This window comes from Candidatus Kapaibacterium thiocyanatum, assembly GCA_001899175.1.
GTDB classification, from domain to species: domain Bacteria; phylum Bacteroidota; class Ignavibacteria; order Kapaibacteriales; family Kapaibacteriaceae; genus Kapaibacterium; species Kapaibacterium thiocyanatum.
On the sequence record MKVH01000020.1, the window covers coordinates 32,005 to 55,895 of the forward strand.

General features: G+C 58.8%; 25 protein-coding genes and 1 tRNA gene. 5 read left to right on the forward strand and 21 right to left on the reverse strand.

Annotated features, from left to right (window positions below):
• Positions 1-4: 4 nt before the first annotated feature.
• From BGO89_06020 to BGO89_06045, 6 genes are all read right to left on the reverse strand, one after another.
• A complete protein-coding gene (locus tag BGO89_06020; GenBank protein OJX57954.1) occupies positions 5-2,500 on the reverse strand; it encodes a hypothetical protein in 2,496 nt (831 codons plus the stop codon).
• Positions 2,501-2,590: 90 nt separating this feature from the next.
• Entirely contained in the window at positions 2,591-4,624 is a 2,034-nt protein-coding gene (locus BGO89_06025) for an acetate--CoA ligase (GenBank protein ID OJX57955.1), read from the reverse strand.
• On the reverse strand, positions 4,621-5,163 hold the full coding sequence (locus BGO89_06030; protein ID OJX57956.1) for a hydrolase: 543 nt from the start codon (positions 5,161-5,163) through the stop codon (positions 4,621-4,623). Before BGO89_06030 ends, BGO89_06025 begins: the two co-directional genes overlap by 4 nt.
• A gap of 53 nt (positions 5,164-5,216) precedes the next feature.
• Positions 5,217-6,086 carry a hypothetical protein gene (locus tag BGO89_06035; GenBank protein OJX57957.1) on the reverse strand — a complete coding sequence of 290 codons (870 nt, stop codon included), beginning with the start codon at positions 6,084-6,086 and terminating at the stop codon, positions 5,217-5,219.
• 31 nt (positions 6,087-6,117) lie between these two features.
• The gene (locus BGO89_06040; protein OJX57958.1) at positions 6,118-7,236 is read right to left on the reverse strand and encodes a hypothetical protein; all 1,119 of its coding nucleotides are present in this window, start codon (positions 7,234-7,236) and stop codon (positions 6,118-6,120) included.
• Positions 7,236-8,198 carry a hypothetical protein gene (locus BGO89_06045; protein OJX57994.1) on the reverse strand — a complete coding sequence of 321 codons (963 nt, stop codon included), beginning with the start codon at positions 8,196-8,198 and terminating at the stop codon, positions 7,236-7,238. Before BGO89_06045 ends, BGO89_06040 begins: the two co-directional genes overlap by 1 nt.
• Positions 8,199-8,334: 136 nt before the next feature.
• On the opposite strand from BGO89_06045, the gene BGO89_06050 reads away from it, so the two are divergent.
• Together BGO89_06050 and BGO89_06055 are read left to right on the forward strand one after the other, a co-directional pair.
• A complete protein-coding gene (locus BGO89_06050; protein OJX57959.1) occupies positions 8,335-8,802 on the forward strand; it encodes a hypothetical protein in 468 nt (155 codons plus the stop codon).
• Between the two features lie 70 nt (positions 8,803-8,872).
• The gene (locus BGO89_06055; protein OJX57960.1) at positions 8,873-9,826 is read left to right on the forward strand and encodes a hypothetical protein; all 954 of its coding nucleotides are present in this window, start codon (positions 8,873-8,875) and stop codon (positions 9,824-9,826) included.
• Here the strand turns inward: BGO89_06055 and BGO89_06060 are convergent.
• Genes BGO89_06060 through BGO89_06070 form a run of 3 tightly spaced genes read right to left on the reverse strand, consistent with a single transcriptional unit; the run spans position 9,814 to position 11,548 of the window.
• Complete coding sequence (locus BGO89_06060; GenBank protein ID OJX57961.1) at positions 9,814-10,566, reverse strand: 3-deoxy-D-manno-octulosonate cytidylyltransferase; 753 nt, start codon at positions 10,564-10,566, stop codon at positions 9,814-9,816. The genes BGO89_06055 and BGO89_06060 overlap by 13 nt on opposite strands.
• A complete protein-coding gene (locus BGO89_06065; GenBank protein OJX57962.1) occupies positions 10,563-10,844 on the reverse strand; it encodes an asparaginyl/glutamyl-tRNA amidotransferase subunit C in 282 nt (93 codons plus the stop codon). Before BGO89_06065 ends, BGO89_06060 begins: the two co-directional genes overlap by 4 nt.
• Positions 10,841-11,548 carry a hypothetical protein gene (locus tag BGO89_06070; protein OJX57963.1) on the reverse strand — a complete coding sequence of 236 codons (708 nt, stop codon included), beginning with the start codon at positions 11,546-11,548 and terminating at the stop codon, positions 10,841-10,843. The genes BGO89_06065 and BGO89_06070 overlap by 4 nt, the downstream gene beginning before the upstream one ends.
• Before the next feature lie 96 nt (positions 11,549-11,644).
• On the opposite strand from BGO89_06070, the gene BGO89_06075 reads away from it, so the two are divergent.
• Together BGO89_06075 and BGO89_06080 are read left to right on the forward strand one after the other, a co-directional pair.
• A complete protein-coding gene (locus BGO89_06075) occupies positions 11,645-12,199 on the forward strand; it encodes a hypothetical protein (GenBank protein OJX57964.1) in 555 nt (184 codons plus the stop codon).
• A gap of 5 nt (positions 12,200-12,204) precedes the next feature.
• Positions 12,205-12,519 carry a hypothetical protein gene (locus tag BGO89_06080; GenBank protein ID OJX57965.1) on the forward strand — a complete coding sequence of 105 codons (315 nt, stop codon included), beginning with the start codon at positions 12,205-12,207 and terminating at the stop codon, positions 12,517-12,519.
• A gap of 67 nt (positions 12,520-12,586) precedes the next feature.
• Here BGO89_06080 and BGO89_06085 read toward each other — a convergent pair whose 3' ends face one another.
• The 7 genes from BGO89_06085 to BGO89_06115 all read right to left on the reverse strand — a co-directional run bounded on the left by BGO89_06085 (position 12,587) and on the right by BGO89_06115 (position 19,711).
• The gene (locus BGO89_06085; protein OJX57966.1) at positions 12,587-13,030 is read right to left on the reverse strand and encodes a hypothetical protein; all 444 of its coding nucleotides are present in this window, start codon (positions 13,028-13,030) and stop codon (positions 12,587-12,589) included.
• A 12-nt stretch (positions 13,031-13,042) separates the two neighbouring features.
• Positions 13,043-14,128: a hypothetical protein gene (locus BGO89_06090; protein OJX57967.1), complete on the reverse strand. Its 1,086-nt coding sequence runs from the start codon at positions 14,126-14,128 to the stop codon at positions 13,043-13,045.
• Positions 14,125-15,237 (reverse strand): hypothetical protein, encoded by a 1,113-nt coding sequence (locus BGO89_06095; GenBank protein ID OJX57968.1) that lies wholly within the window; start codon positions 15,235-15,237, stop codon positions 14,125-14,127. The genes BGO89_06090 and BGO89_06095 overlap by 4 nt, the downstream gene beginning before the upstream one ends.
• Positions 15,222-17,150, reverse strand: coding sequence for a hypothetical protein (locus BGO89_06100; GenBank protein ID OJX57969.1), 1,929 nt, complete (start codon positions 17,148-17,150; stop codon positions 15,222-15,224). Before BGO89_06100 ends, BGO89_06095 begins: the two co-directional genes overlap by 16 nt.
• Positions 17,151-17,245: 95 nt before the next feature.
• Positions 17,246-17,971: a hypothetical protein gene (locus BGO89_06105; GenBank protein ID OJX57970.1), complete on the reverse strand. Its 726-nt coding sequence runs from the start codon at positions 17,969-17,971 to the stop codon at positions 17,246-17,248.
• A 68-nt stretch (positions 17,972-18,039) separates the two neighbouring features.
• Positions 18,040-18,774: a hypothetical protein gene (locus BGO89_06110; protein ID OJX57971.1), complete on the reverse strand. Its 735-nt coding sequence runs from the start codon at positions 18,772-18,774 to the stop codon at positions 18,040-18,042.
• A gap of 433 nt (positions 18,775-19,207) precedes the next feature.
• Positions 19,208-19,711 (reverse strand): hypothetical protein, encoded by a 504-nt coding sequence (locus BGO89_06115; protein OJX57972.1) that lies wholly within the window; start codon positions 19,709-19,711, stop codon positions 19,208-19,210.
• Between the two features lie 168 nt (positions 19,712-19,879).
• On the opposite strand from BGO89_06115, the gene BGO89_06120 reads away from it, so the two are divergent.
• Positions 19,880-19,957, forward strand: a tRNA-Val gene (locus tag BGO89_06120).
• Positions 19,958-20,292: 335 nt separating this feature from the next.
• Here the strand turns inward: BGO89_06120 and BGO89_06125 are convergent.
• The 5 genes from BGO89_06125 to BGO89_06145 all read right to left on the reverse strand — a co-directional run bounded on the left by BGO89_06125 (position 20,293) and on the right by BGO89_06145 (position 23,866).
• Positions 20,293-20,721, reverse strand: a complete 429-nt coding sequence (locus tag BGO89_06125; GenBank protein ID OJX57973.1) for a hypothetical protein — start codon at positions 20,719-20,721, stop codon at positions 20,293-20,295.
• Positions 20,722-20,830: 109 nt separating this feature from the next.
• The gene (locus BGO89_06130; GenBank protein ID OJX57974.1) at positions 20,831-21,136 is read right to left on the reverse strand and encodes a hypothetical protein; all 306 of its coding nucleotides are present in this window, start codon (positions 21,134-21,136) and stop codon (positions 20,831-20,833) included.
• 222 nt (positions 21,137-21,358) lie between these two features.
• Positions 21,359-22,024, reverse strand: a complete 666-nt coding sequence (locus BGO89_06135) for a hypothetical protein (GenBank protein ID OJX57975.1) — start codon at positions 22,022-22,024, stop codon at positions 21,359-21,361.
• An 84-nt stretch (positions 22,025-22,108) separates the two neighbouring features.
• The gene (locus BGO89_06140; protein OJX57976.1) at positions 22,109-23,299 is read right to left on the reverse strand and encodes a hypothetical protein; all 1,191 of its coding nucleotides are present in this window, start codon (positions 23,297-23,299) and stop codon (positions 22,109-22,111) included.
• A gap of 165 nt (positions 23,300-23,464) precedes the next feature.
• Positions 23,465-23,866, reverse strand: coding sequence for a hypothetical protein (locus BGO89_06145; GenBank protein ID OJX57977.1), 402 nt, complete (start codon positions 23,864-23,866; stop codon positions 23,465-23,467).
• Between the last annotated feature and the right edge of the window lie 25 nt (positions 23,867-23,891).

Here is a 23,891-nt window from a genome sequence, read left to right on the forward strand (position 1 = left end):
CATGTCAGTTGTTAGATTTCCATTGTTCCACGAGTGCTGCATACTCGGTGCGTAATGCGACGGCCTCGTCGGCCGTATCGGCTTCCGCCGTCACCCAGAATGTCGATTCTTCCTTGTCCGGAACGAGCAGGACGGTGTGCTGGCCTTCGACGACGCATACGCCGTCCACCAGAAGCCGCTCCTTGCCTTCCGAATGTTCCATGGCCCGACGCATGACGGTACCCTTGGCTTCCCATGGACAATAGATGGCCACCGAAGCCTGATGCCGCTTGGGGAGCGTACGGTCCAGTTCCGACAATTGATGTCCGGTCCGTGCGATCATTTCGAGAATCCGGCATGCCGTGAACATGCCGTCCGATGCGACGAGGAACTCCGGGAAGATAAAGCCTCCCCGCGTACCGCCGACGAACTTCACGGCTTCGTCCTTGGTGGCATCCATCATCGATGAATGGGAGTTGCGGATACGTCGCACCTCGACGTCGTAGTCGCGGGCGATCATTTCGATTTCCTGCGTGGCCTGGACGGGAACGGCGATGACGTAGGGCTCCATATCCCGATGCGTATCGAGGAAGAGCTTGGTGACGATCGAGAGCAATCGCAATGCCGTATACCATATCCCCCGCTCGTCCACGAGGGCGATCTTCTCGCCACCCGGATCGAGCTTGAACCCGATCTCGTATCCGAGCGAACGCATGATCGTCGCCGACTCGTCGAGGACGGCCGTGAGCGGATCTGCGAAGTGCGAAGCGTCCACGTAGTTGTTCATCGAGAGCACGTGGCACTTGAGCTCGCCGAGGATCTGGGGAAAGACCGTCGACGTGAGACCGAAGGAATAGTCGACGAGCAGCTTGTACTGTCTGTTGCGGATGAGATCCGCGTCGACCGTCGCGATGAAACGGTCGATGTACATCCCTACCGACCGTTCCGGGAAGTTGAGACGTCCCACGTGCTCGTAGTTCACACGCCGGATGTCCTCGCCGAAGAAGTAGCGTTCGATCGACTTCGTTCCCGACAACGGAATGTCGCGGCCGTCGCGGCCGAACAGGATGACGTCGGTCTTGTCGGGATGGCTCGGCGAGCGGCGCACATGGAATCCTGCCACGTACTTGCCCGTGAGCAGCTCCTGTCTCGACTGCGGAATCGATGTCGTCTGGAGATCGTGGATGTTCACTCCCACGCTCATGAGGCCGGCCGTGATTGCACGCTTCATGATGCGGGATATCTTGTCTTCGTCGCGGCTCGCCAGCACGGTGGTATGAGCCCCTACGGCCGTTCCGATGGCCGCTCCGAGCTTGGCTCCGAATTCCGGATTCATGTCGATGTTCGAGATTCCGGATATCCGTGCATCGGCGAACAGGTCGCGTGCCCATCGCTCTTCCTGCACCAGGCTGCGCGTGAGCACCGCATGGGACTCCACCGTCTTGCGCGGCCAGAGCTTCACGTTCGCGAGAAGCTTCGCATGATCGCCGATCACGCATTCCTCCGCGATGAAGACGTTGTCGAGGATGATGGCATGGGAGCCGATGACGACGTCGTTGCAGACGACAGTATTCGAGAGATCGGCGAAATCACCGACCTGTACGTCGCCCCACAGCACGGTATCGCTCAGACGTGAGCCGGCACCGATGACACAGTTGTCGCCGATGACGCAGTTCGTCAGACGGGCACCGTCACCGATGACGACGTTGTCGCCCAGAGCCACGAGCCCGGAGAGATGGGCGGAGGGGGCGAGTTCGAGATGGTTGCCGCAGACGCTCGAATCGCAGCGCTCACCGGGAATGTTCACGTGAACACGTCCGGCCAGCACGTCGGCGTGTGCGAGTTGATATTCGTTGAGATTGCCGATGTCCTTCCAGTAGCCATCGGCGACGTAACCGTAGAGAGGAAGATCCTTCTTCAGCATCAGGGGATAGAGGTCCTTGCTGAAGTCGAATTCCGTTTTCGCGGGAATGAGGTCCAGTACCGACGGTTCCAGAATGTAGATGCCCGTGTTGATGGTGTCGCTGAACACCTCACCCCATGACGGCTTCTCGAGAAACCGCGTGATGCGTCCTTCGCTGTCCGTCATCACGATACCGTATTGCAAAGGTTGCGGAACCCTCGTCAGGAGAATGGTAGCCATGGCCCCCTTCTCCTTGTGATAGGCCACGGCCTTCGACAAGTCGAAGTCCGTGAGCACATCGCCACTGATGATGACGAAGGTATCGTCGAGGAACGATTCGGCGTTCTTGACGCTACCGGCCGTACCGAAATCGGCTTCGGCCAGCATGTACTGCATCGTGATTCCCGCCTGCGAACCGTCGCCGAAGTACGACGTGATATGTTCGGGCTGGAAATACAGGAGCGACACCACGTCACGTATGCCGTGCTTCTTCAACAGTTCGACGATATGACCCATCATCGGACGGTTGGCGAGGGGTACCATCGGCTTGGGAATGGACATGGTCAACGGTCGTAACCGTGTTCCGAATCCACCTGCCATGATCACCGCTTTCCGCATTGGGGCTCCGTTGGTAGAATGATTCAGGAACGTCCCGGAAGGCCACGAAAATACAGGTTTTCGCAGTTCCGTCCCCGTCGTCGAACGGGATTATTCGTCGTCCGCCGTGCGGAGATGCTCGAGCACGGACAGGTCTTCCAGCGTCGTCGTATCACCGCTGACGGTGTTGTTGGTGACGACTTCACGGAGAAGCCGGCGCATGATCTTGCCGCTGCGGGTCTTGGGCAGGGACTCGGTGAAACGGATATCGTCGGGCTTGGCGATCGGACCGATCTCACGTGCCACGTGGGCCCGCAGCTCTTCCCGCAACACGGCGATGTCGGCCGTTCCGTTCCCGCTCTTGAGGGTGACGAAGGCCACGAGAGCATTGCCCTTGATGGCATCGGGCCTGGCCACGACGGCCGCTTCCGCCACGGCCTTGTGCGAGACGAGCGCACTTTCGATCTCGGCCGTACCGAGACGATGGCCGCTGACGTTCACGACGTCGTCGACCCTGCCGATGATCCACACGTATCCGTCCTTGTCCCTGCGCGCACCGTCACCCGTGAAATACCATCCGGGTGTCGTCCTCGTCTTCGGGAATTCGGCCCAGTAGGCCATCCTGTATCGCTCGTCGTTGCCATAGATGGTCCGCAGCATGCCCGGCCAGGGATGTCGTACCACGAGCAGTCCGCCTTCGTCGGCCTTGCACGAGGTACCATCCTTGCGAACGACGTCGACCATGATACCGGGCAACGGCAATGTGGCCGTACCGGGCTTCGTCGGCGTCGCTCCCGGTACGGGGGCGATCATGATCCCTCCCGTTTCCGTCTGCCACCATGTATCGACGACAGGACAGCGCTTGCCTCCGATGATAGTGTGGTACCAAATCCACGCTTCGGGGTTGATCGGCTCTCCCACCGTACCGAGAAGGCGCAGCGACGAAAGATCATGCTTCCGCGGCCATACCTCTCCCCATTTCATGAAGGCCCTGATGGCCGTCGGCGCGGTATAGAAGATCGTCACACGGTGCCGTTCGATCATGTCCCAGAACCTGTCGGGTCCGGGATGGTTCGGCACGCCTTCGTACATGAGCACCGTAGCGCCGTTGGAGAGCATACCGTAGACGATGTAGGAATGTCCCGTCACCCACCCGATGTCGGCCGTGCAGAAATAGACGTCGTCGTCATGGAGATCGAAGACGAGCTCCGACGTATATGCCACCTGCGTGAGATAGCCGGCCGTGGTATGAAGGATACCCTTAGGCTTGCCCGTCGAACCGCTGGTATAGAGGATGAAGAGCGGATGCTCGCTCGGGAGTTTTGCGGGCGGACATACGTTGGGCGCATGCGCCATCAGCTCGTGCCACCAGTGATCGCGGCCGGCCTTCAGCGTTCCCTTCGTTTCCGCCGACCGACGATAGACGATCATATGGCGGATGGAAGGACAGTCCTTGAGCGCTTCATCTGCAGCGGTCTTCAGATGCACGGCTTCACCGCGACGCATGGCGACGTCCTGCGTGATGAGGACGACGGCATTGGAATCGTTGATACGTTCGCGCAGGGCTTCGGCGGAGAAGCCACCGAAGACGACGTTGTGCGTGGCACCGATGCGGGCACAGGCAAGCATGGCGACGACAGCTTCGGGTACCATGCCCATGTAGATGGCCACGACGTCTCCGGCCTTCACACCAAGCGAACGCAGGACATTCGCGCAACGACTGACGTCGAGATGCAATTGACGGTACGTGTAGGTACGCACTTCACCCGGTTCGCCTTCCCATATCAGGGCGGCCTTGTTTCCACGCCAGGTGTCGAGATGACGATCGAGGCAGTTGTACGATGCGTTGAGGCGTCCTCCCACGAACCACTGGGCGTGGGGATGCTTCCACTTCAGTCCCTGCTTCCAGGGCGCGAACCACGACAGACGTCGCGCCTGCCGCTCCCAGAATCGCACGGGATCGTGCTCGCCTTCCGCACGCAACCGCTTCAGCGCGGCCATGGAGCCTACGTGGGCCTTCTTCGCGAATTCCCGCGACGGCGGGAATACTCTCGTCTCGGTCAGGACGGACGAAATGGAATCCGGTGATGGGGTATCGTTCTTCGACGACGTGATGCGCTTCGTGACGGCCTTCTTCTTGCTCATTTGACCAGTTTCGATAGTTCCTTGAAAGTATCGGTACCCGCCACTTCACAAAGTTCGAACAACAGGCTTTCATAGGTCGTGATGATGGCCCCTGCGCTCCGCATCCGTTCGATGGCCACCTCCCTGTCCGTCGGCTTGCGCGATGAGATGCAGTCCGCCACGACGACGGCATTGCGTCCTTGCGCCCTCAGGTCGAGTACCGTCTGCAGCACGCAGACGTGGGCCTCGATACCGCAGACGATGACGGAGTGCGGAGAGAGGCCGAGCAACTGGCCTTCCACCGCATCGGAACCGCAACAGGAGAACGTCATCTTCTCGGCGGCGACCATATCACCCATGAGGCCGGCGATGGACGGAATGGTCGGCCCGAGCCCTTTCGGATACTGCTCGGTGAACATCATCGGTACTTCCAGAAGCTGGAGGCCCTTGATCAGGATCTCGCAGCGTCTGGCCAGACCGTCATGATCGTGAATGTGTGGGAACAACCGCTCCTGGATATCGATGATCAGGGCGAAGGAGTGCTTGGTCTCGATGCGCATGACGGGATCCGTAGTGATTGGCGTCCCAAACTACGATACCGGACGATTCGGCGCTACCCTCGTTGCGTGAGAATCACACCGCCCAGGGCGATCATCCCGCCGATGACGAAGAGCGGTGTGGGCACCTGGGAGAACAGCAGGAAGGACAGTATCGTGGTCATCACGGGCTGGAGGTTGTTGAACACGGAGACCTTGGCCGCATCGTACTTCGTGAGGGCATAGTACCAGAGCCCGAAGCCCAGACCCGACGTCACGACGCCGAGATAGAAGAGCTGGAGCCAGTTCTCGAACGGGGTTGGGCCGCCGGCCTGGATGACGAGCGGCGATGGGTCGAACGACACAGGCAACAGTATCCATATCGGAACGTAGAGCGCCGTACCGATGAGCATCGACAGCGACGTCGTGTGCATCGCTCCGTACTTGATGGCGAGATTACGTCCGAAGACGGTATAGAAGGCCCATGCAAGGCTGGCACCGAGTACGATGACCGTACCGAGGAAGACATCCTCGTCAAACCGGACGCCCTTGTCGACCAGGACGATGGCTGTACCGATGAAGGCGATGACGATGCCGACGATCTTCATTCCCGATGGCCGCTCCCTGTACATCACGGCGAGGATGATCAGCACGAAGGTCGGCGATACCGCATAGGCCAATGCCGCATTCGGCGCCGTACCGAGCTTGACACCCCAGATGAAGAGGAACTGGTTGAGAGGGATGTTGAGGAGACCGAGAAGAACCAGCATCCGCCAGTCCGAACGGTCTACGTGTTGCAGACTCTTCCGGCGGATGATCATCCACGTCCCGTAGAGGAGACAGGAGAACAGCGCACGCATCAGAACGACGAAGGTGGGATGCAGTTCGGACGTCACGCTCTTGGCCACGATGTGCGTGGACGACGCGACGAGCTGCTGCAGGAACATCAATGGAAACATGGGGCCGCGTCCACAGTTGTTATCCGTGCCGCTCCAGCAATGCACGGTAGAGATCGATGATGATCGGTTCCTGGCTTTCGTACGACAGTTTCCGGATGTCCTCGCATTGGCGGACCATGGCATCGCGCGTTGCCGGTACCTGGATACGGCGTATGGCTTCGACGATATCGCCGGGCTGCATCTCCCTGCCCACGAGCATTCCCACGGGGTGCTGCATGATCCACCGGTGCAGTGCCGGGAGATCCGTGGCGATACTCGGAATACGGGCCATCATGTATTCGAAGAACTTGTTCGGCAACGCATACTCGTAGCTCAGCGAAACCGGTTCGATGAGACAACAGCCGATGTCGGCGCCGCAGGTCAATGCATGCAGATCGTCGTACGGGACGGCTCCGAGCCAGTGTACACGCTCTGCGACTCCGAGGTTCGCCGCCTCCCGTTGCAGGGCTTCCGTTGCGGGACCGTCTCCGATGACGCAGAGGTGCAGATCGGGCATCAGGGGCAGGGCACGCATCATCGGGCCGATGCCACGTCCATGATGAACGACGCCCTGATAGAGTACGATGGTACCGGACGACGATATGCCGCATCGTTCGTGCAGTACCGCGGATGGTTCGGCATCCCGATACGGTGGCGTGTTGAGCACGACGACGGGACGCTCCTTCAGGTCATACTGACGTTGTATGATCTCCGCATCGAGCGGAGCCGATACCGTCACGACGTCGGCATGGCGTATCCCCCGCCGCTCGTGGGCCGAGACGATCCGCTGCTTCGTTCCCTTGCCGTCGAGAGGACCGAGGGCGAAGTAGAATTCGCGTGCATCGTAGACGAGCGAGGAGTGCCAGCGGCGTTTCAGCGTCCGTGCTGCCGACAACGCGAACAGGTCCATCGCCGCGATCACCGGTGCGGATACGTTCGCGAGGCTCGTAGCCCTGCGGGTGAACGACCACCAGCGTTGCCATGCGCGGCCCCCGGGATCGTCCCATCGGAACAACGTTATGGAATCATGATCCTGTGCCGGCAACCTGCCCGAGGCGACGATACCGACGTCGAGTCCCTCGGCGGCAAGCGCCCGTGCCACGTTCAACGTACGTGCATCGCGGGCGATATCCGCCAATGCGAGAAGCAGGACGTCCATCAGGCCTTGAGGTGGAAGGTCGATCGCAGGATGCCGCGCGCGTCGAACCGTTCCTTGAACTGGATGAGATTCAGTGACGGAGTCATGGGATCGTCGGCACTCGTGTCCTGGCTGACGCCGATGTCCACCCACTCGTATCCTTCCTGCACGGCCCAGCGGCAGGTTTCGTGCATGATGAGATAGACGGGACGAAGGTGTTCGTATTCGTATCGCAGCATATTGTAGAAACACAGTACGACCTTGCGATTCGCCAGGAAGAGCAGGGAACCCGCGATGGCCTGGCCTTCATGGTAGACCATGTTCAACCGCAGCTTCTCCGGCATCAGCTCGCGCAGACGGAGCAGGTCCTCGAGCGTATGCGTGGGACGTACGTTGTGCCGTGCCTTGTTCTCCACAAGGATCTCGTGGAACGTCGCATAGTCGTCGGACTCGCGGACCGTCACGGCCCCTTCACGGAGGATACGGCGGATGCTCTTCCGTGCGGTCGGATCGAAATGATCCATGAAGGCATTACCATGCTTCAGATCGATGGCGTGCGAAATGTAGTGCAACTCGAAATCGGCCTTGCGGTACAGCATGGCGTATTCCGTGTGCTGACTGTAGTTCAACGTATAGATGAGGGGCGGAGGAATCAGATAGGCGTCGCGAATCCCCGCTTCACGGATATGGCCGATGAAGGCGTCGACGATCCGTTCGCATCGTTCGTAGGCCGTATCCTCGACGACGATGGAGCCGTACGAGGCTCCGACCGGCGACCACAGTTCCCCCTTCGCATTCAGACCAGCAGGCAGGACTCCTACCAAACGGCCTTCCTCACGGAACATCAGATGATGGAAATTCCACTTGCCTTCCGGATGGTAGTCCAGGAACTTCTGCAGATGGAACATCGTTCCATTGTTGCTACGTTCCACGAAGTCATCCCACTCGGCGCGGTCGGCAGGTGTATACGGGTGTACGGAAATTGAACCTTTCATAGTACGGCAAAGTTATCAAACCCGCGTCTGGTGATGGAACTTCATTACGTCTTGAACGTATTCGGACACACTTTTATGGGTGTATATTTGCACCGTCCTGTCCAACTATTTTTTGAGGCGTAGTATGAAGAAGGTTTTTTCCACCGCTCTCGCAGCAATCATCGTTCTGCTTGGAGCATCCGTAGCCAAGGCACAGAGCCCTGATCAGCAGTTTGGCTTCGGCTTCACCGCCGGCCAGGCTCTTGGCGGACATCTGGTGTATGCGATCTCTCCTGCCATCCACATCGGTACGGGCGTTGGCCTTCGTATCCAGGATGGTTCGAACGAGTTCCATCTCACGCCCTACGGTAAGTTCCTCTTCGCAGGTTCGAAAGAACTCAAGCCCTACATCATTGCCCAGTTCGGTCTGGCAACGGGTGGCGGCACGACGAGAACCGGCCTTGGCGCCGGCTTCGGTGGCGAATACTTCATCACGCCGAACTTCGGCCTCTTCGGTCAGATCGGCGTCATCAACATCCAGTTCGACCCCAGTGTTACGACGTTCGGTCTCCTCGAGCCGACGGTCGGCGTCGAATGGTTCTTCGGCAAGTAATCACGACAAGTCAATGTGTCGAATGGGCGGTAGTACGCAGGTACTGCCGCCTTTTCTGTAAGTAGCCGACATGTCCCCATCCCGCATCGCCATCATCCGCACCGACAGAATCGGCGACATGGTTCTCACCCTGCCGATGTTTCCCGTCCTGCGTCAGCGCTTTCCCGATGCGGAACTCGTACTCTGTACGAGGCGGTATGTCGAACCGCTGGTCGGCAAGCTGGATACGCTCGGTGTGATCGACGACGTGATCTACGTCGACGACGCTCCCGATGCGTTGCGCCGGGGCCTGCGCAGGCATTCCATCGACACGGCGTTCTTTCCCCGCCCCCGATTGAACGAAGTATGGGACGCCGTACGTGCAGGCGTCCGTATGCGCATCGGCTCCGCATTCAGATGGTATTCGCCCCTCTTCAACGTGCGTGTGCGTGACCATCGCTCCGATGCCTCCTTCCATGAAGCCGAATACAACGTACGCATGATTCTGGCCGCCTTCGGCGGATCGATGCCGGCCGTTTCTCTCGTCCCACCTGTCGTTCCTCACTCCGCACCGGACGCATTGTCCTTGCCGGAGCGGTACGTCGTCATCCACCCGGGCTCGGGTGGTTCCGCGCGGGACTGGCCTGCGGAACGTTTCGGCGACGTGGCCCGGGCGCTGACCGAAGCAGGTATCGACGTCGTCGTCACAGGCATTGCCGCCGAACGTGCCATATGCGATATCGTCCACGCCGCATGTCCCGATGCCATCGATCTCTGCGGCAGGACGGATCTCGATGCGACGATACGTGTGATCGCAGGCTCGTCGTTGATGGTCGCGAACTCGACCGGAGTCCTGCATGTAGCCGCGGCGTGCGGCATTCCCGTCATCGGTCTTTATCCGTCCACACCGTCGATGAGTTCCAGACGCTGGGGGCCGTATACATCCGATGCCGTGATATTCGAAAGTGGAGCCGGTGACGACATGATGAAGATCGACGTGAAGGACGTCGTCGATGCGGCACTGAACCTCGTTCAGCGTCCCTGACTCGTCCGCAACCAGGCACGGACCCGTTCCGCATCCTCTATCGTATCGACGGCCATGAACATCTGCTCCGTTTCGACGCAGACGAAGCGGGCACCGTCTTCGAGCAGACGAAGCTGCTCCAGCGATTCGGCACGTTCGAGAGGTGAAGGTGGGAGAAAGACGTGCCGGCGCAATGCGTCGCGTGTATAGGCATAGATGCCGATATGCTTCCAGTAGGTATACGACGTCGTCCACTGTGAACGGTCGACGGAACGCAGGAACGGAATCGGCGAACGTGAGAAATAGAGCGCATCACCGTTGACGGAGCGGGCGACCTTGACGACCCCGGGATCGTCGAGTTCAGCAGGAAAGAGAAGGCGACTCACCGGCGTGCTCACGTCCGCGCCCGACGACTGCAGCGTGTTGACGAGCAACGTCAGGACGCTGGGTGCGAGGAGAGGTTCATCTCCCTGGATATTGACCACGACGTCGGGCTGCAGTCTGAGTGCACGCACCAGGGCGTCACAGCGATCCGTTCCACTCGGGAGATCGGGCGAGGTCAAATGTGCTTCGGCACCGATGCGCTGCGCCTCGGCGACGACACGTTCGTCGTCCGTGGCGATGATGACACGATCGAGAGCCGGTGACGACGATGCTGCGCGCCATACGCGTTCGACCATCGTCTGGCCGCACAGATCGATCAGCGGTTTCCCGGGCAGACGCGTCGACGCGTATCGCGCGGGAATGATGCCAAGAATCATCCGAGTACTTTCGGCACCTTGAAGAAGGCTTCGTTCTTCTGAGGAGCGTTGGACAATGCTTCGGTCGTCGTCAGGCATTCGCCGACGACGTCGTCACGGAAGACGTTGACGGCTTCGTTCACATGGGCCATCGGTTCCACGCCCGTCATGTCGACGGCATTCATCGTGCCGATGTAGTCCACGATGTTCGTGAACTGCCGGGCGAAACCTTCGATCTCGTCCTCCGAGAACTCGAGCCGCGCCAGATCGGCGATCCGTTTGATATCGATACTGTTCATGACTGCAAAGTTACGTGTTCGGCGATCACGGTACGCACGTACTGCATGGCCTGCATCTCGTCGGACCTGGTGGCCGGCTGGGGAAGGACGACCGGGCGTTCGATATGGACGACGACGGTCCCGGGATTGATGCGCCTGCCGCGTGCGGGCATGATGGCGGCCGTCCCCTCCAGTGCCACGGGCACCAGGGGTTTTCCCGAACGGGCCGCCAGCGTGAAGGCTCCGCGTTTGAATTCGCCGACCCGGCCGTCGTCACTGCGCGTGCCTTCGGGAAAGACGACTACGGACGCTCCATCACGCATCGTAGCGACCACGGCCTCGAGTGCATCCGCGGCTTCCCTGCTCTTCCTGCGATCGATGGCGATGAACGGTGACATCCTCAGACACCATCCGAAAATCGGGATGGCTCCCAGCTCGCGCTTGTACATGATGCGGATGTTGTCGGGAACATGCGCGAGCAACACCGGTATATCGAAAAGACTCGCATGGTTGGCGACGTAGATATATCGCTCGACGACGGACAGATGTCCGATACCTCGTAGTTCGACCCGTACTCCGGCCAGTTTCAGCAGTATCCGTGACCATGACCGGGCATAGGTATGGAAAACGTCCTTGTCCCGGAACAGGGCCATATGTATCATGACGGCCGTGGCGTAGACCACGGTCACGACAGCGATGGCGACGATGACGAAGATGGAACGCATTGAGCAAAAGTACGGCGCTTCAACGGCATGCCGTCCGTAGATTTGCAGAAGTCCATTGTCCGTGTAGTATCCGAATCACCAAGGGGAGAATCCATGATGTACCGACATCTTCTCGTAGCCGTCATATCCTGCATGATTCTCGGTGGCTCCGCAGCCGCCGCACAGACCCAACCGGATTCCACGAAACCGGCTGCGACGACGGCCGAACCGACCGGCAAGACGACACCCGAGCTGATGGACCAGTTCAACTTCTGGGCCGTGGGGCTTCAGGGCGGGCTCGCGACGGGATCGGGCCTGAGTGTCCGCACGACGATGATGAACCGCTTCGCCTTCGAGGCGACGGGCTTCGTATGGTCGACCGGCAACATCTGGTGGAATCTCGGACTGGAAGCCCAGTATCTGCTGGACCAGGCCTTCGATCACCGGTTCTATGCACTCGGTGGCGTCGGCTACTACTTCCATGCCAACGACCTGAAGGACAATACGCTGTCGGCCCCGTTCCGCATCGGCGTCGGTATCGGATACGAATGGTTCTTCTCTCCCAAGGCCTGCCTTGCCGCAGAAGTACCCATCACGTTCTTCCCCAACGACGGGGGCAAGATGACGATCCTGCCTCTTCCCCAACTTCAACTGATGTTCTATTTCCGTTAACGACGATGGCCGGACTCAAGGACCTCGCTGCCCTGCTCGGGCAGGAACCGCCGAAGGCGGAAGAGAAGGATTCGACGAAGCGTGGCTACGACGGCACCGTCGTACGCCTGAAGATCCGCACCGAACAACGGCGTGGCAAGACGGTCACGATCGCACAGGGCTTCCAGTCCACACCGAAGGAACTCCAGCGCATCCTTGCGGCGTGCAAGGCCCGGCTCGGTACCGGAGGTCAGGTGCTGGACAACGTGCTTGAACTGCAGGGCGAGCATAAAGAGCGCCTGCGCGCCATGCTCATCGAAGAAGGATACAAGGTCGCCTGACGTTCGGGCTCGACCTTCGGGCAGCGCGTCGAGCGCCCCCGGACATCATCGTGGTCCGGAACCGATGCTATCTCTTGTTATAATTCTCGACACGGAGCTTGCCGCCCCACATCGCCGCGATCTCGAACGCTTCGGCATCGAACTTCTCTCCCGGTTCGAGCCCAAGGAAGTCACGCCCTTTATAGGTCGACGGTCCCAGCGTCATCGCGAACTCCATCGTCACGGTATCCTGTTCGAGGAATCGTGTCCGTATTCCCGGACCTACCCTCGTCACCAGATCGATCACGACGCGTGCACGACAGTCGTTCGTCGCGCACGGTCCTCCATCTTCGTTCCTTCCCGGAACGGATTCCACGAACGTACCGATGAAGCGTATCGCACCCGGAGGAATATCACTGATCGATCGCTGCTCCAGCGGTGGTGTTCCGGGCGGAAGGCTTTCCGTGATCGGCTGTTTCTTGGCACAGGCCACGAGAGCGACGGCAAGAAGTGCAATGAAGTAGCGGTTCACGCGATGATCTCCTCAGAAAACGAAGGCTGTTGGATTCAGACCGACGGTCAGACGATGGACGATTCCACCGTCGAGCGATATGGCGAGCGCTTCGCCATCCAGAACGTACGTGCGCGCGTTACCGACCCATAGAAGCGAACGCGACGGATCGAAGGCCAGCGCGAACCATACGTCGTTACCGTCGCGGGAGACATGGCCGATGATTCTGCGCGTCGTCGATGCAGTCACATCGATCTCGTCGATCCCGTCGGCATGCAGGACATACAGCAATCCGGTCCGATCGTCGATGGCCATACCACGTGGTGCGGTATATCGCCAGTGGCCGATGATGGTCGCTCTGTCAGGATCGATGAGGACGATGCCGCCCAGGGAATCTTTTCTGGACGGAAGATTGCGATAGCTGGCCCACATCCTGTTACGGAGCGCATCGTACTTCAATGCGGCCACGTTGACCAGCCCTCTTACGCTGTTCACCGTAGCGAGATCGGATCGATCGAGTACCGCGACGGTACCCGCACCGTCCTCCCCGGCACGAAGATCTCCGAGACCGGAGTTCGCCACGAAGATGGCATTGCGCGTAACTGCGATCCCTTCCGGAGCCGGCCCCACGGCTGCCCGCTCGATACGGATGGTCAGTGTGCGCGGATCGAATTCCGTGATCGAATCGTCGTTGAGATTCGTACAGTAGGCAGTACTGTCGTCCGCGAGCACCATACGATACGGCTCGCGGCCGGCCGGCATCGTCATTCTGCCGAGCCACTCTCCCGTGGATCGTCGGTACGATTCGATCGTATGCGACGTGCTGACGCAGACGTACATCGTATCGCCACGAACGACGACGTCGGACGCCGTATCTCCGAGCCGCAATCCGGGATTGACCGTCGAGACGACGTCCCGTACCACGTCGACGAATTCCGGCTGCAGATAGGAAAGCTCGCTGTTGTCCTGCCGCCACAATCCCTCGCACAGGACATATACTCCACCCGGCCGGACGATACCGGCGGAACCGGTAGGGGCATCCGGAGCCTGCACACAGCTTGCCGCGAGCACCGTGATGAACACGGCGAAGACGGGCCATACGATATGGCGTACGATCATCGCAGGACCTTCAAGGTGCGTCGTCCCTCGGATGTCGTCACGGTAACGAGCAGCAACCCCGCGGGCCAGGACGCGATATCGAGTGCATGACTTCCGTTCGGCAACGTGCGTCGATAGCGTTCCTCACCCGCCACGTCATGGACGAGGAGCAACGCTTCATCCCCTCGCGGAATCTCGATCGACATCGTCTGCGAGGGAGCATCGTATCGAACGTCGGTGTCGAAGACGACGTGCAGACCATGGCGAACGGTGACGGCATCGAGATCGAAGCCCGTGATCGTCGGATCCCAGTATGGACTCTTCCGGTCGTCGAGCACGCGTTCGGAAATGTCGGTCAGGCGGATCCATCGTATCGAATCGACACCGACGGTCGCGAGATCGAAGGCATCGCCGCCCGAACGTTCGGGATCGAACGGATCCTCCCAGCCTCGCGTCGGCATACGCCCGGCACAACCTTCGTAGGTGACGCTATCGAACGGGTACATCGTCCATACGATACCATCCTTGCTGACTTCCACCGTCGCAGGTTCGATGAAATGCTTGCCACTGCTGTAATAGAAGGCGTTCTCGAAGACGGTGAAGTCCGGGCCCGGGCCATCGACGACGACACCTTGTCTGAATCCCACCGTGATGCGACCATTCATGCCGATCGAGCATATCTGGCGTGGATCCATCGACGCGATCGTATCGCCTGCACGAGGATCGGGCGATCCGAAGATGTTCTTCGGGAAGACGCTCGGCCCCTGCCCCGAATGCTGCCCGGTTCCCGGCTCCAGACGCAGGACCGTATCGATCGTCATCCGCTCGTACTGCGCAGCACCCGGTACCACCGACACGATCTGCAGGCATATCATGATGGCGACGACGAGAGCCGATGGCAAGCTGTCGGACGACGGGCGGGTCGGTCCACCATCGGGCCGCACCAGACAGTGCCGGCACCCCGAACCGCAGCAGTGCCCGCGTCGTTCATGATAGAGCCGGGTGAATACCATGTAGCCCGTATCGGGATCGACATAGGACATTTCGCCACGGGCATATGCCTCGTCGTGCAGACGTCGCTGCCGTTCGGTGATAGGAATGCGTGATGGTGGCTTCATCGGGCCTTCCATGCGAGACTCGCGATGATGCGCAGTGTTCTACCCGGCATCGGAAATCCTCTCACGACCTGATAGCCCTCGTCGAGAAGGTTATCGGCCTGCAGGCGTACATCGGCGTGCATATGGTCGGTATGCCCGCGCACACCGACATAGGCATTCATGACGGTAAAGCGGGGCAACAGCGTCGAGTACTGTTCACCCGGAAGGGCGTAGCGATGACTCGTGGACGACAGCGTCATCCCACCCTGGACGATTCCATCGCGCCAGTGCAGCCCCCCACTCGCGATCTCCTGGGGGATATAGGGAATCAGCGAACCGTCGATACCCGGCCGCCCTGTCCTGTCCCGTGCATCCTGCAGCGTATACGACCAGTGAATCATGAGACGTTCATCGAAGAGGGAAGCACGTGCGCTCCATTCGATGCCGAGCGTCGTCGCCCTGCCGACGTTCTGTGCACTCGTAAGGATCGGACTCACCGGAACGGCGACGATGAGATCGCGTGTATCGAGGGCGAAGGCATCCGCCTCGATCGATATCCAGCGTACCGGACGCCATGAACAGCCGATGTCGACGGTATGCGAACGTTCCGGACGCAACGTCGACGTTCCGAAGTTGAGATAGTACAGTTCGTTGAATGACGGCGGCCGGAAGTTATAGCTCCACCCGGCCTTCAGCGTCACATCGGACGATGCGTCCCACCGTAGTCCGACAAGCGGAGAAACGGCCGTCGACACGTCGGAGATTCCTTCCAGCCGTACACCGGCTTCGACGTTGACATCGGGCCACGGCAGCACCATCCAGTTCGCGGCGATCGCAGCGGTACGCCGCGTGACTTGCGAACCGACGTCGGCCTGCAGCGAAGCGCCACGAAGATCCGTCACGCCGGCATCGACGCGAACGGTCTGGACGAAGACCGGATCGACGTACTTCCACTGGACACCGACGGATGCGTCGCGCAGGAGATATCGTTCGTCGAGTCCGTTCTGTCCCCGTATCGTCGCATCCGGATCCCTGTACCGTTGATCGAAGTAGCGCAGTCCTGCACTGAATTCGAGCGCATGGCGATCCGTGAGGGTCATGCGATCCCGGATACCGAACAGCACGTCTTCGTCGTTCAGACGCGCACGGGCCAGCGCTACGCTTCCCTGTACGACGGCACCGGGTACACCGCGATCGGAAGAACGGACGACGGCGAAGGCAGTGAGGTTGTCGTCGTACTCGGCGCGGACGACGGCGCCGAGCGAACGCAGGTCGGCATTCTCGCGATTGATGTCGACGGTACGCCCGAAGGCGTTCATCGTGAACGGGAACGATCCCTGCGTCTGCAGCAGATCCACGCCTGCCGCCATGCGCAGAGCTCCGAACGACGTGGATCCCGCCGCGGCCCAACGTGATTCGTCGAAGCTGCCGTTGGAATATGTCGCCGACAATCCCTGCCTGTCATCGGCCTTGAGACGGAAGTCCACGACGCCTGTCAGGGCATTCGCTCCATATAGAGCCGTGGCTCCACCGCGCGTCACGTCGATGCTTCCGATCATCGTCATGGGAATCATGGCCAGATCGACCTGACCGTTCTGGGCAGAGTTGAGTCGTATACCATCGAGCAGGACCAATGTCTGTGCCGACGATCCTCCACGCAGGGAGATCGTCTTCAACCCGCCTGCACCGCCATAGTTCCGGACGGACAGTCCCGGTACGAATGTCAGCGCGTCCGTCGTCTGAAGCGGGGCGATCCGCTCGAGCATACCCGCCGTCAGACGTGTACGCGGCAGACCGGATCTGGCCACGTCGGCAAGATATGCCTCGTCGGTCACGTCGATGGTACGCACGTGTACGATGGACGTGTCATGACGCGTAGAATCCACGGCAGCCCTCCCTATGCAGGAAAGCGCGAGAACGAGCGGTATGATGATGAGGGGGCGCACGGACGGACCCGAAAATTACGAAGGCCGCGGGAACAACCTTTGGCAGGAAGCTCCCGCGGCCTTTGTGGTGGCCGTGTGATGACCGGACCTGGCCCTTATTTGGGCACGACCGTCGCTGCGGCTGCGGCCTGGGGCACGGAACCGTAGGTCGGGATCGACATTTCGGCGTGATCCGGATGGTTGGTCTTGATGTTCACGACGCCATTGAAATAACCGGTCGTCTTGGGGGTCGCATGGGCGATGATCGTGAGCTTCTCCTGCGGAGCGAGCGTCCGGTTACCCTTGAGTTCGACGAGAACGCCGTTCGTACCGGAAACGTCGGTGACGGTCAGCGGAGTCGTACCGTTGTTGACGAGATCGACGCTACCTGTCGCTTCCGTACCGATGGCCATCTTCGGGAAGCTGATATAGCCGGACGGAATGAGGGCGACATCGCGCTGGACATCGGCCTCGAGCATCAGGATGCGGAGGGAGTCGGCGTCCGTCGCATTGGTCCGTACGCGAATGCTCTTGGACAGCTTGCCGGACTGCTGGGGCGAGACATTGAGTTTGACCTTCATGGTCGTCGTCTCGCCGGGGTTGAGTTCCATCTTGTCCGGGTCGGTCTTCGTGCATCCGCATCCAGGAACGATCTCCTTGAAGACGAGGCGCTCGGTGCCGACGTTCTTCATCTTGATCGTGGCTTCGAGGGCATTCTCCTTCGGCACCTTGACCTTGCCCCAGTTATAGGTAGTGCCGCCCTCGACTTCGAGTTTCGGCTGGGCGACGGCAGCGATGGCACCGGCAATGAAGAGTGCCACAACGGTGAGCATGGATTTCATGGTCTTCCTTTCTGGAAGAAGATTATAAAAACAGCGATGATCCGTCGAATGATCGTTCATTGTAACGTTCAGCGGTAGATGACGAGATGCCGCACCATGCGGTCGCCATCGGCCGTGATGGCCATCAGCAGATAGGCACCCGGCTCGTAATCGCCGAGTATGAGGGCGAGTTCGTTATGCCCTTCATGCAACCGGCTTTCCTGACAGGCCTCGCCGAGGAACGATCCGGATTCGCGATAGAGGGCGATACGGACCGTCGTGGCGCGCCGAAGATCGATACGGCACGTCGCTTCCGATTGTGCAGGATCGGGATAGACGTCGACATCGATGATGGTTCGCTTGCTGCGGTCGCACAGTTCCTTGTTGACGTAGCTCTTTCCATACGGTATGGACTGACACGCTTCGGCAGGCGAGAGGCAGCCGCGTTCGACCTCCCTCAGCAGGTCCAGTTCGAGCATGACCGGTACGCGATAGCGGTCGGGCAATGCAGCGATCAGATTGACTGTGGGTACGCACCAGGCCGTCACTTTCGACGTGTCGGTTCCCTCGGCGGACACCACGTCCCACTGGAGCCCGAGAAGTACCGACGACATCGAAATGTCACCGAAGCTGACGCGCTCCTCGTCTCTGGCATGGTTCTTCCGCACGCCTATCATCAATGGAACGACCGCTCCGTCCGTCACCTCGCCACGTCGTCGAAGATCTATACCATTGGTGGATACGACGACGTCACGAGCTTCGGTCTCGGTCTTCATCGGCATCGTCATGGACGTATCGGTCACTATGAAACCGAGCGAACGCACCTCGTCCTGTGTCAGTAACAGCAGTTGATCGGCATGACCATCATAGTGTCGTACAATGGCGATACTGCTAGATCTGTGATCCGACACTACCGCATCCACGGAACGCCCGCGTGACCGTATCGGAGATGGCTTGACCGACCGGGCCGTATCACTCGTCAACGTCCGTTCCGGGGAGCCTTCCGCTCCCGGCGCAGACGCGCCGTGCCGAACGGATCCAGCCACACTGGCGTGTAATGATCCGTCAGGCGCACGATCGTCACGCATGAACCACATCGTCGATACACCGACGAGTAACAGGCCGGCGACGAGAAACGCCGTCTTCATGGTCGTGCTTCGGCGACGCGGCAACGAAGCCACGATGTCGGCTTCGCTCATCAACGGTTCGGACCTGCGCAGTGAACGCAGGGAGGAGAACAGGGGGTCCTGCTGATGTTCAGACATTCGGCACCTCCCTGATCGAGGCGCGGACGCTTTGACGGGCGCGATGCAGGCGTACCTTCACGGCACTGACCGTGCTTTCCTGCATCCTGGCGATATCGTGGATCGGGAATCCCATCACTTCGAAGAGAATCAGTGCCTCGCGTTGTTCGTCGGGTAATCGTTCCATCGCTTCGTAGATCAACCGGACTTCCGTCCGCAGGGACGGATCGACATCATCGAAGAGAACCGTCAGGTCCTCGGGAGCCGTCGCCACTTCCCTCTGTTGCCGTCGGCGCTGGTGATACCACGTACGCCGTGCGATCGTGAACAGATAGCTGAGAAATGCCGCCTCGTCCCGCATACCTGCCATGCCTTCGTATGCCGTGGCCAACGTCTGGGCCACGAGCTCACGAGCGTCCTGACGGTGTCTCGTCAGGTGCAGGGCGAACCGCTCCACCCGTTCCTGGACCGGCCGATAGAGTCGCATGAATCGCTCCTGCGGCGTTTCATTAGGCATAGTTGAGAATGACGGTGACGAAAGGAGGTGGTCGAAGTCGACGAAAGGTTACATGGGATACAGGAACATTCTTCCGAGGTCGGCGTTACGCCGGCGACTACGAACGTACGAAGCCGATTCGTCATGGATTTTGTGTTTGTGTCCAAGGACCGTACCTTTGTGCCCCTTGGTCGCTTAGCTCAGCCGGTTCAGAGCGTTCGCCTCACACGCGAAAGGTCATAGGTTCGAATCCTATAGCGACCACCATACTGATACCAGCAGATCACCAGTGACAGCCCGTGAATCTGCAAGTGATTAAGGAATAAGCAACTTAGACAGCTATCGCGAATCAGGCCGGATCATCCCGGATCACTGCGTAGCGATTTTTATTGACAGCATATTTGACAGTATGTTGGGTCCGTTCTCTTCACGACCTACTACCTATGCGGGTGCTGTCAATGAAGACGGGGGAAGATCATTCTGCACAATCAGAGCCTCGACCTTCCTGTCGAAGATCAATGCGATTGTCTCTCTAAAGAAGCTCTGCGCTTGTGCGGTTTCAAACGCTACATCCCACTCCCTCCCATCTCCATCCTTGACCATCATGGGAGAATTCGCCATTCCATGATACGGCTCCATCCTGTGTACTTCGCCTCCAATGGATCCGTGCTCATCCATCGCCCAGGGCGTGGGTCGTAGATACGTGCCCCATAGTCCTGCTGATTGCCTGTTCCCTTGACTCCGTTGTCGTTCTCCTTGCCGTTGAAACCATAGCGGTATCCATCCGCCGCTGACGACCGGCCTGTCATCGCCATCCCATACGGATGATAGTCGGTATAGCTCACGACCTCAGCATCAGGGTTACCGGAGTGGTCGAGGAGGACATCACTCACCGTAGCCCTGACATTACCGAGATGGTCCGACAGTTCGTAGCGTTTGTTGCCGATCTTCTGGCTGTAGATGACGTCGTTGGTGACGAGCGTGTCCGTCGCTGTGAACGAATACAGCACTCCCGCCGAATCCATCCACATATTGGAACACGAGGTTCAAAACAACCTTGAGATGGCCGCCTTGAGCCCATTATTCTCGTTCGATCGACGGTCACCTATCCGGATCAATGTCGCCTATCAATAGCCTTGGTCAAGTGTCCATGCGGCGTTCCAGTGACTCCGACGCCTCATCAACATATTGAAACACTACCGCCTGCCACGACCTGCCTGTCATCGCCATCCCATACGGATGATAGTCGGTATAGCTCACGACCTCAGCATCAGGGTTACCGGAGTGGTCGAGGAGGACATCACTCACCGTAGCCCTGACATTACCGAGATGGTCCGACAGTTCGTAGCGTTTGTTGCCGATCTTCTGGCTGTAGATGACGTCGTTGGTGACGAGCGTGTCCGTCGCTGTGAACGAATACAGCGCGCCCGCCGAATCCACCCACATATTGGAACACGAGGTTCAAAACGACCTTGAAATGGCCTCCTTGAGCCCGTTATTCTCGTTCGATCGACGGTCACCTATCCGGATCAATGTCGCCTATCAATAGCCTTGGTCAAGTGTCCTTGCGGCGTTCCAGTGACTCCGACGCCTCATCAACATATTGAAACACTACCACCGAGAAGCAGTATCAGTCTCGCGTCGTTGGACAAGTTCATGGCAGTTTTCCTATTTCTTTCTTGAAAGTTCACCTTCACGTATGAACATCTGCTTGAGTGAGTCCGGCACATCAAGCGTGTATTCAGGGAATATCTCCTTGGGGTGAAGCGCCGGACGTGTCCCGAGCGCCTGGTAGTAGTAGAGTCCCTTTCCACCTGCATTCTTCCGCCAGAGAAGATTCGTCGAGGACCAGAATCTCTCGTCATCTGCGGGGTAGCCTATCGCTTCAAAAACCAGACTGCTGTCTTTACCAAAGACGAAACACTCGCGGCCACGTAGTGACTCTGGACCTGACCCGAACAAATAGTCTTCGAATGCGTCCATTGCCTGCTTAGGTGACATGGCATTCACGTAAGTAAAGAAACGCCAGGTGTAGAGCTTCCACTCATGATTCAAGGAATCCCGTTGTCCTATGAGTGGAATCATCTGATACGGCCCGCCACTTGAGAGACGCCGCAAGGTGGTAATACTTGCAGCAATCATCTTCAACCTGTCAGGACTATAATAGATAGCTTCACAAACGACGTCCTTCGGCTCGACAACCGCCTCAAAGAAACCCACCTTGTTGAAGGAGCCAAGGTGCAGCTTCAGCATACGATACGCCGCAAGTTCCACATAGCGCTTGTCACGCTCGAGAAATGGATAGTCATCCTTCTCTCTGCTGTTGCAGGCCACACCAAGGAAGCAGACAACAAACGATACAAGTATCGCAGCCCGTCTACCAGAAGTCAATGTGTTCTTCTTTTCTTTGGCCATCTCCTATTTCTCCTTTTGTGGGCGTGCCAGTTCGACACGCGGGTCGAAGTCAATGATACTATGCGTGGCGTGTTTCTGTGTTGGGGAGGGACTCCTTTCGGAACCCTTTACTCCTTCCACCCTACCACCAAGTACCAAGTTCATGATCCAACTATCGAGAGGATCTTCCCCCCCGATAAAATAGGTGTTTTCCCCCGCCTGCGGCACGGCTGCGACATGGCTCCCCTGGAATGGGGAATAGCTGTACATACCTTCAATCAGCGTCGTCGGATCGATGTAGCGATCGGGGTGGAGTTTATTCCATGCTGGCACCTGACTCAGTATCCCTTCGGCCATACCGTGCCCGTAGACGACTCCTTCCGAGTGCATCACGAACTTGAGCGTTCCACCTTTCTCCAGACCTTCGAAGATTTCGAAGGCCTTGGCAACCCCATCATTCCTTCCGCCATTGTAACGATTCCCGGGTGAGATATGGCGGGCATTATCACCAAGCAGTGGACCTGCCAACTGATTCGCCAGACCACCCATCGATCCATCGAAGTACCTGGGCTTGTGGTCGCCCAAGGCATCCATTGCATCGATATCGAATGACGTTTTCTTGTATCCGATCCACGGACCGATACTTCCGTCCGGATAGAAGTATTCCTTGGTGTAGTCCCGCTTCAGTCCGATCCCACGCCAATACGATGGCTGCCCGGCGTCCTTCTGACTGGTAACGAAACCGTTGATGAAGAGGACGTCTCGTCCATCCGGATCGACCGCTTGCAGCGGCGTGTTGAGCGCGAACACATACGGACTGGCGAACGGGAACTTGCCTTCGAGGGGGTCCGTGCTCATCCATCGCCCAGGGCGTGGGTCGTAGATACGTGCCCCATAGTCCTGCTGGTTACCTGTTCCCTTCACTTCGTTGTCGTTTTCCTTGCCGTTGAAGCCATAGCGGTATCCATCCGCCGCTGACGACCGGCCTGTCATCGCCATCCCATACGGATGATAGTCGGTATAGCTCACGACCTCAGCATCAGGGTTACCGGAGTGGTCGAGGAGGACATCACTCACCGTAGCCCTGACATTACCGAGATGGTCCGTCAGTTCGTAGCGTTTGTTGCCGATCCCCCGGCTGTAGATGACGTCGTTGGTGACGAGCGTATCCGTCGCTGTGAACGAATACAGCACTCCCGCCGAATCCATCCACATATTGGAACACGAGGTTCAAAACGACCTTGAGATGGCCTCCTTGAGCCCGTTATTCTCGTTCGATCGACGGTCACCTATCCGGATCAATCTCGCCGATCAATAGCCTTGGTCAAGTGTCCTTGCGGCGTTCCAGTGACTCCAGCCTCTCATCCACAGATTGGAACACTACCGTGCCGATACGTTGGCATAATCTCTGGCTTCCAATCCAGGAACAAAGAACTTATCTCCAACTGATTCACCTGCCCCTTGTCTACTATAAACAATTGAGCCATCACCCATGTTGACCTTCACCGCCTGGTAAATACGAGATGTCACACCAGAGTAGTCAGACTTCTTCGATACGTCCTTGCTCAAGGAAAAGCCACGGTTGTCCCCATAGAAGCTGTACCCCATACGCTCTGGACCAAGGAGTGGAGCACTACCGAATCGATACCACGGCGCAAAGGAACGTTGTGTGACGATGAATTCTTCCAACCCATCAAGATCGATGGCCTGAATTGGGGTATTCCCGGCAAACTGATAGGGCGTGTACCACGGATAGTCTCCCGCGAGCGGATCGACACTCATGAACCGCGCGAGCCTCGGATCATAG

Coding starts and splice junctions, on each gene's coding strand:
- BGO89_06040 (OJX57958.1), bottom strand. CDS start 7,236: ATGGACGTCCTGCTTCTCGCATTGGCGGATATCGCCCGCGATGCACGT.
- BGO89_06125 (OJX57973.1), bottom strand. CDS start 20,721: ATGTGGATGGATTCGGCGGGAGTGCTGTATTCGTTCACAGCGACGGAC.
- BGO89_06080 (OJX57965.1), top strand. CDS start 12,205: ATGGCCGGACTCAAGGACCTCGCTGCCCTGCTCGGGCAGGAACCGCCG.
- BGO89_06055 (OJX57960.1), top strand. CDS start 8,873: ATGTCCCCATCCCGCATCGCCATCATCCGCACCGACAGAATCGGCGAC.
- BGO89_06130 (OJX57974.1), bottom strand. CDS start 21,136: ATGTGGGTGGATTCGGCGGGCGCGCTGTATTCGTTCACAGCGACGGAC.
- BGO89_06090 (OJX57967.1), bottom strand. CDS start 14,128: ATGATCGTACGCCATATCGTATGGCCCGTCTTCGCCGTGTTCATCACG.
- BGO89_06065 (OJX57962.1), bottom strand. CDS start 10,844: ATGAACAGTATCGATATCAAACGGATCGCCGATCTGGCGCGGCTCGAG.
- BGO89_06060 (OJX57961.1), bottom strand. CDS start 10,566: ATGATTCTTGGCATCATTCCCGCGCGATACGCGTCGACGCGTCTGCCC.
- BGO89_06140 (OJX57976.1), bottom strand. CDS start 23,299: ATGTGGATGGATTCGGCGGGAGTGCTGTATTCGTTCACAGCGACGGAT.
- BGO89_06115 (OJX57972.1), bottom strand. CDS start 19,711: ATGCCTAATGAAACGCCGCAGGAGCGATTCATGCGACTCTATCGGCCG.
- BGO89_06145 (OJX57977.1), bottom strand. CDS start 23,866: ATGAGTGTCGATCCGCTCGCGGGAGACTATCCGTGGTACACGCCCTAT.
- BGO89_06075 (OJX57964.1), top strand. CDS start 11,645: ATGTACCGACATCTTCTCGTAGCCGTCATATCCTGCATGATTCTCGGT.
- BGO89_06030 (OJX57956.1), bottom strand. CDS start 5,163: ATGCGCATCGAGACCAAGCACTCCTTCGCCCTGATCATCGATATCCAG.
- BGO89_06105 (OJX57970.1), bottom strand. CDS start 17,971: ATGAAATCCATGCTCACCGTTGTGGCACTCTTCATTGCCGGTGCCATC.
- BGO89_06025 (OJX57955.1), bottom strand. CDS start 4,624: ATGAGCAAGAAGAAGGCCGTCACGAAGCGCATCACGTCGTCGAAGAAC.
- BGO89_06035 (OJX57957.1), bottom strand. CDS start 6,086: ATGTTCCTGCAGCAGCTCGTCGCGTCGTCCACGCACATCGTGGCCAAG.
- BGO89_06095 (OJX57968.1), bottom strand. CDS start 15,237: ATGGAAGGCCCGATGAAGCCACCATCACGCATTCCTATCACCGAACGG.
- BGO89_06070 (OJX57963.1), bottom strand. CDS start 11,548: ATGCGTTCCATCTTCGTCATCGTCGCCATCGCTGTCGTGACCGTGGTC.
- BGO89_06050 (OJX57959.1), top strand. CDS start 8,335: ATGAAGAAGGTTTTTTCCACCGCTCTCGCAGCAATCATCGTTCTGCTT.
- BGO89_06020 (OJX57954.1), bottom strand. CDS start 2,500: ATGCGGAAAGCGGTGATCATGGCAGGTGGATTCGGAACACGGTTACGA.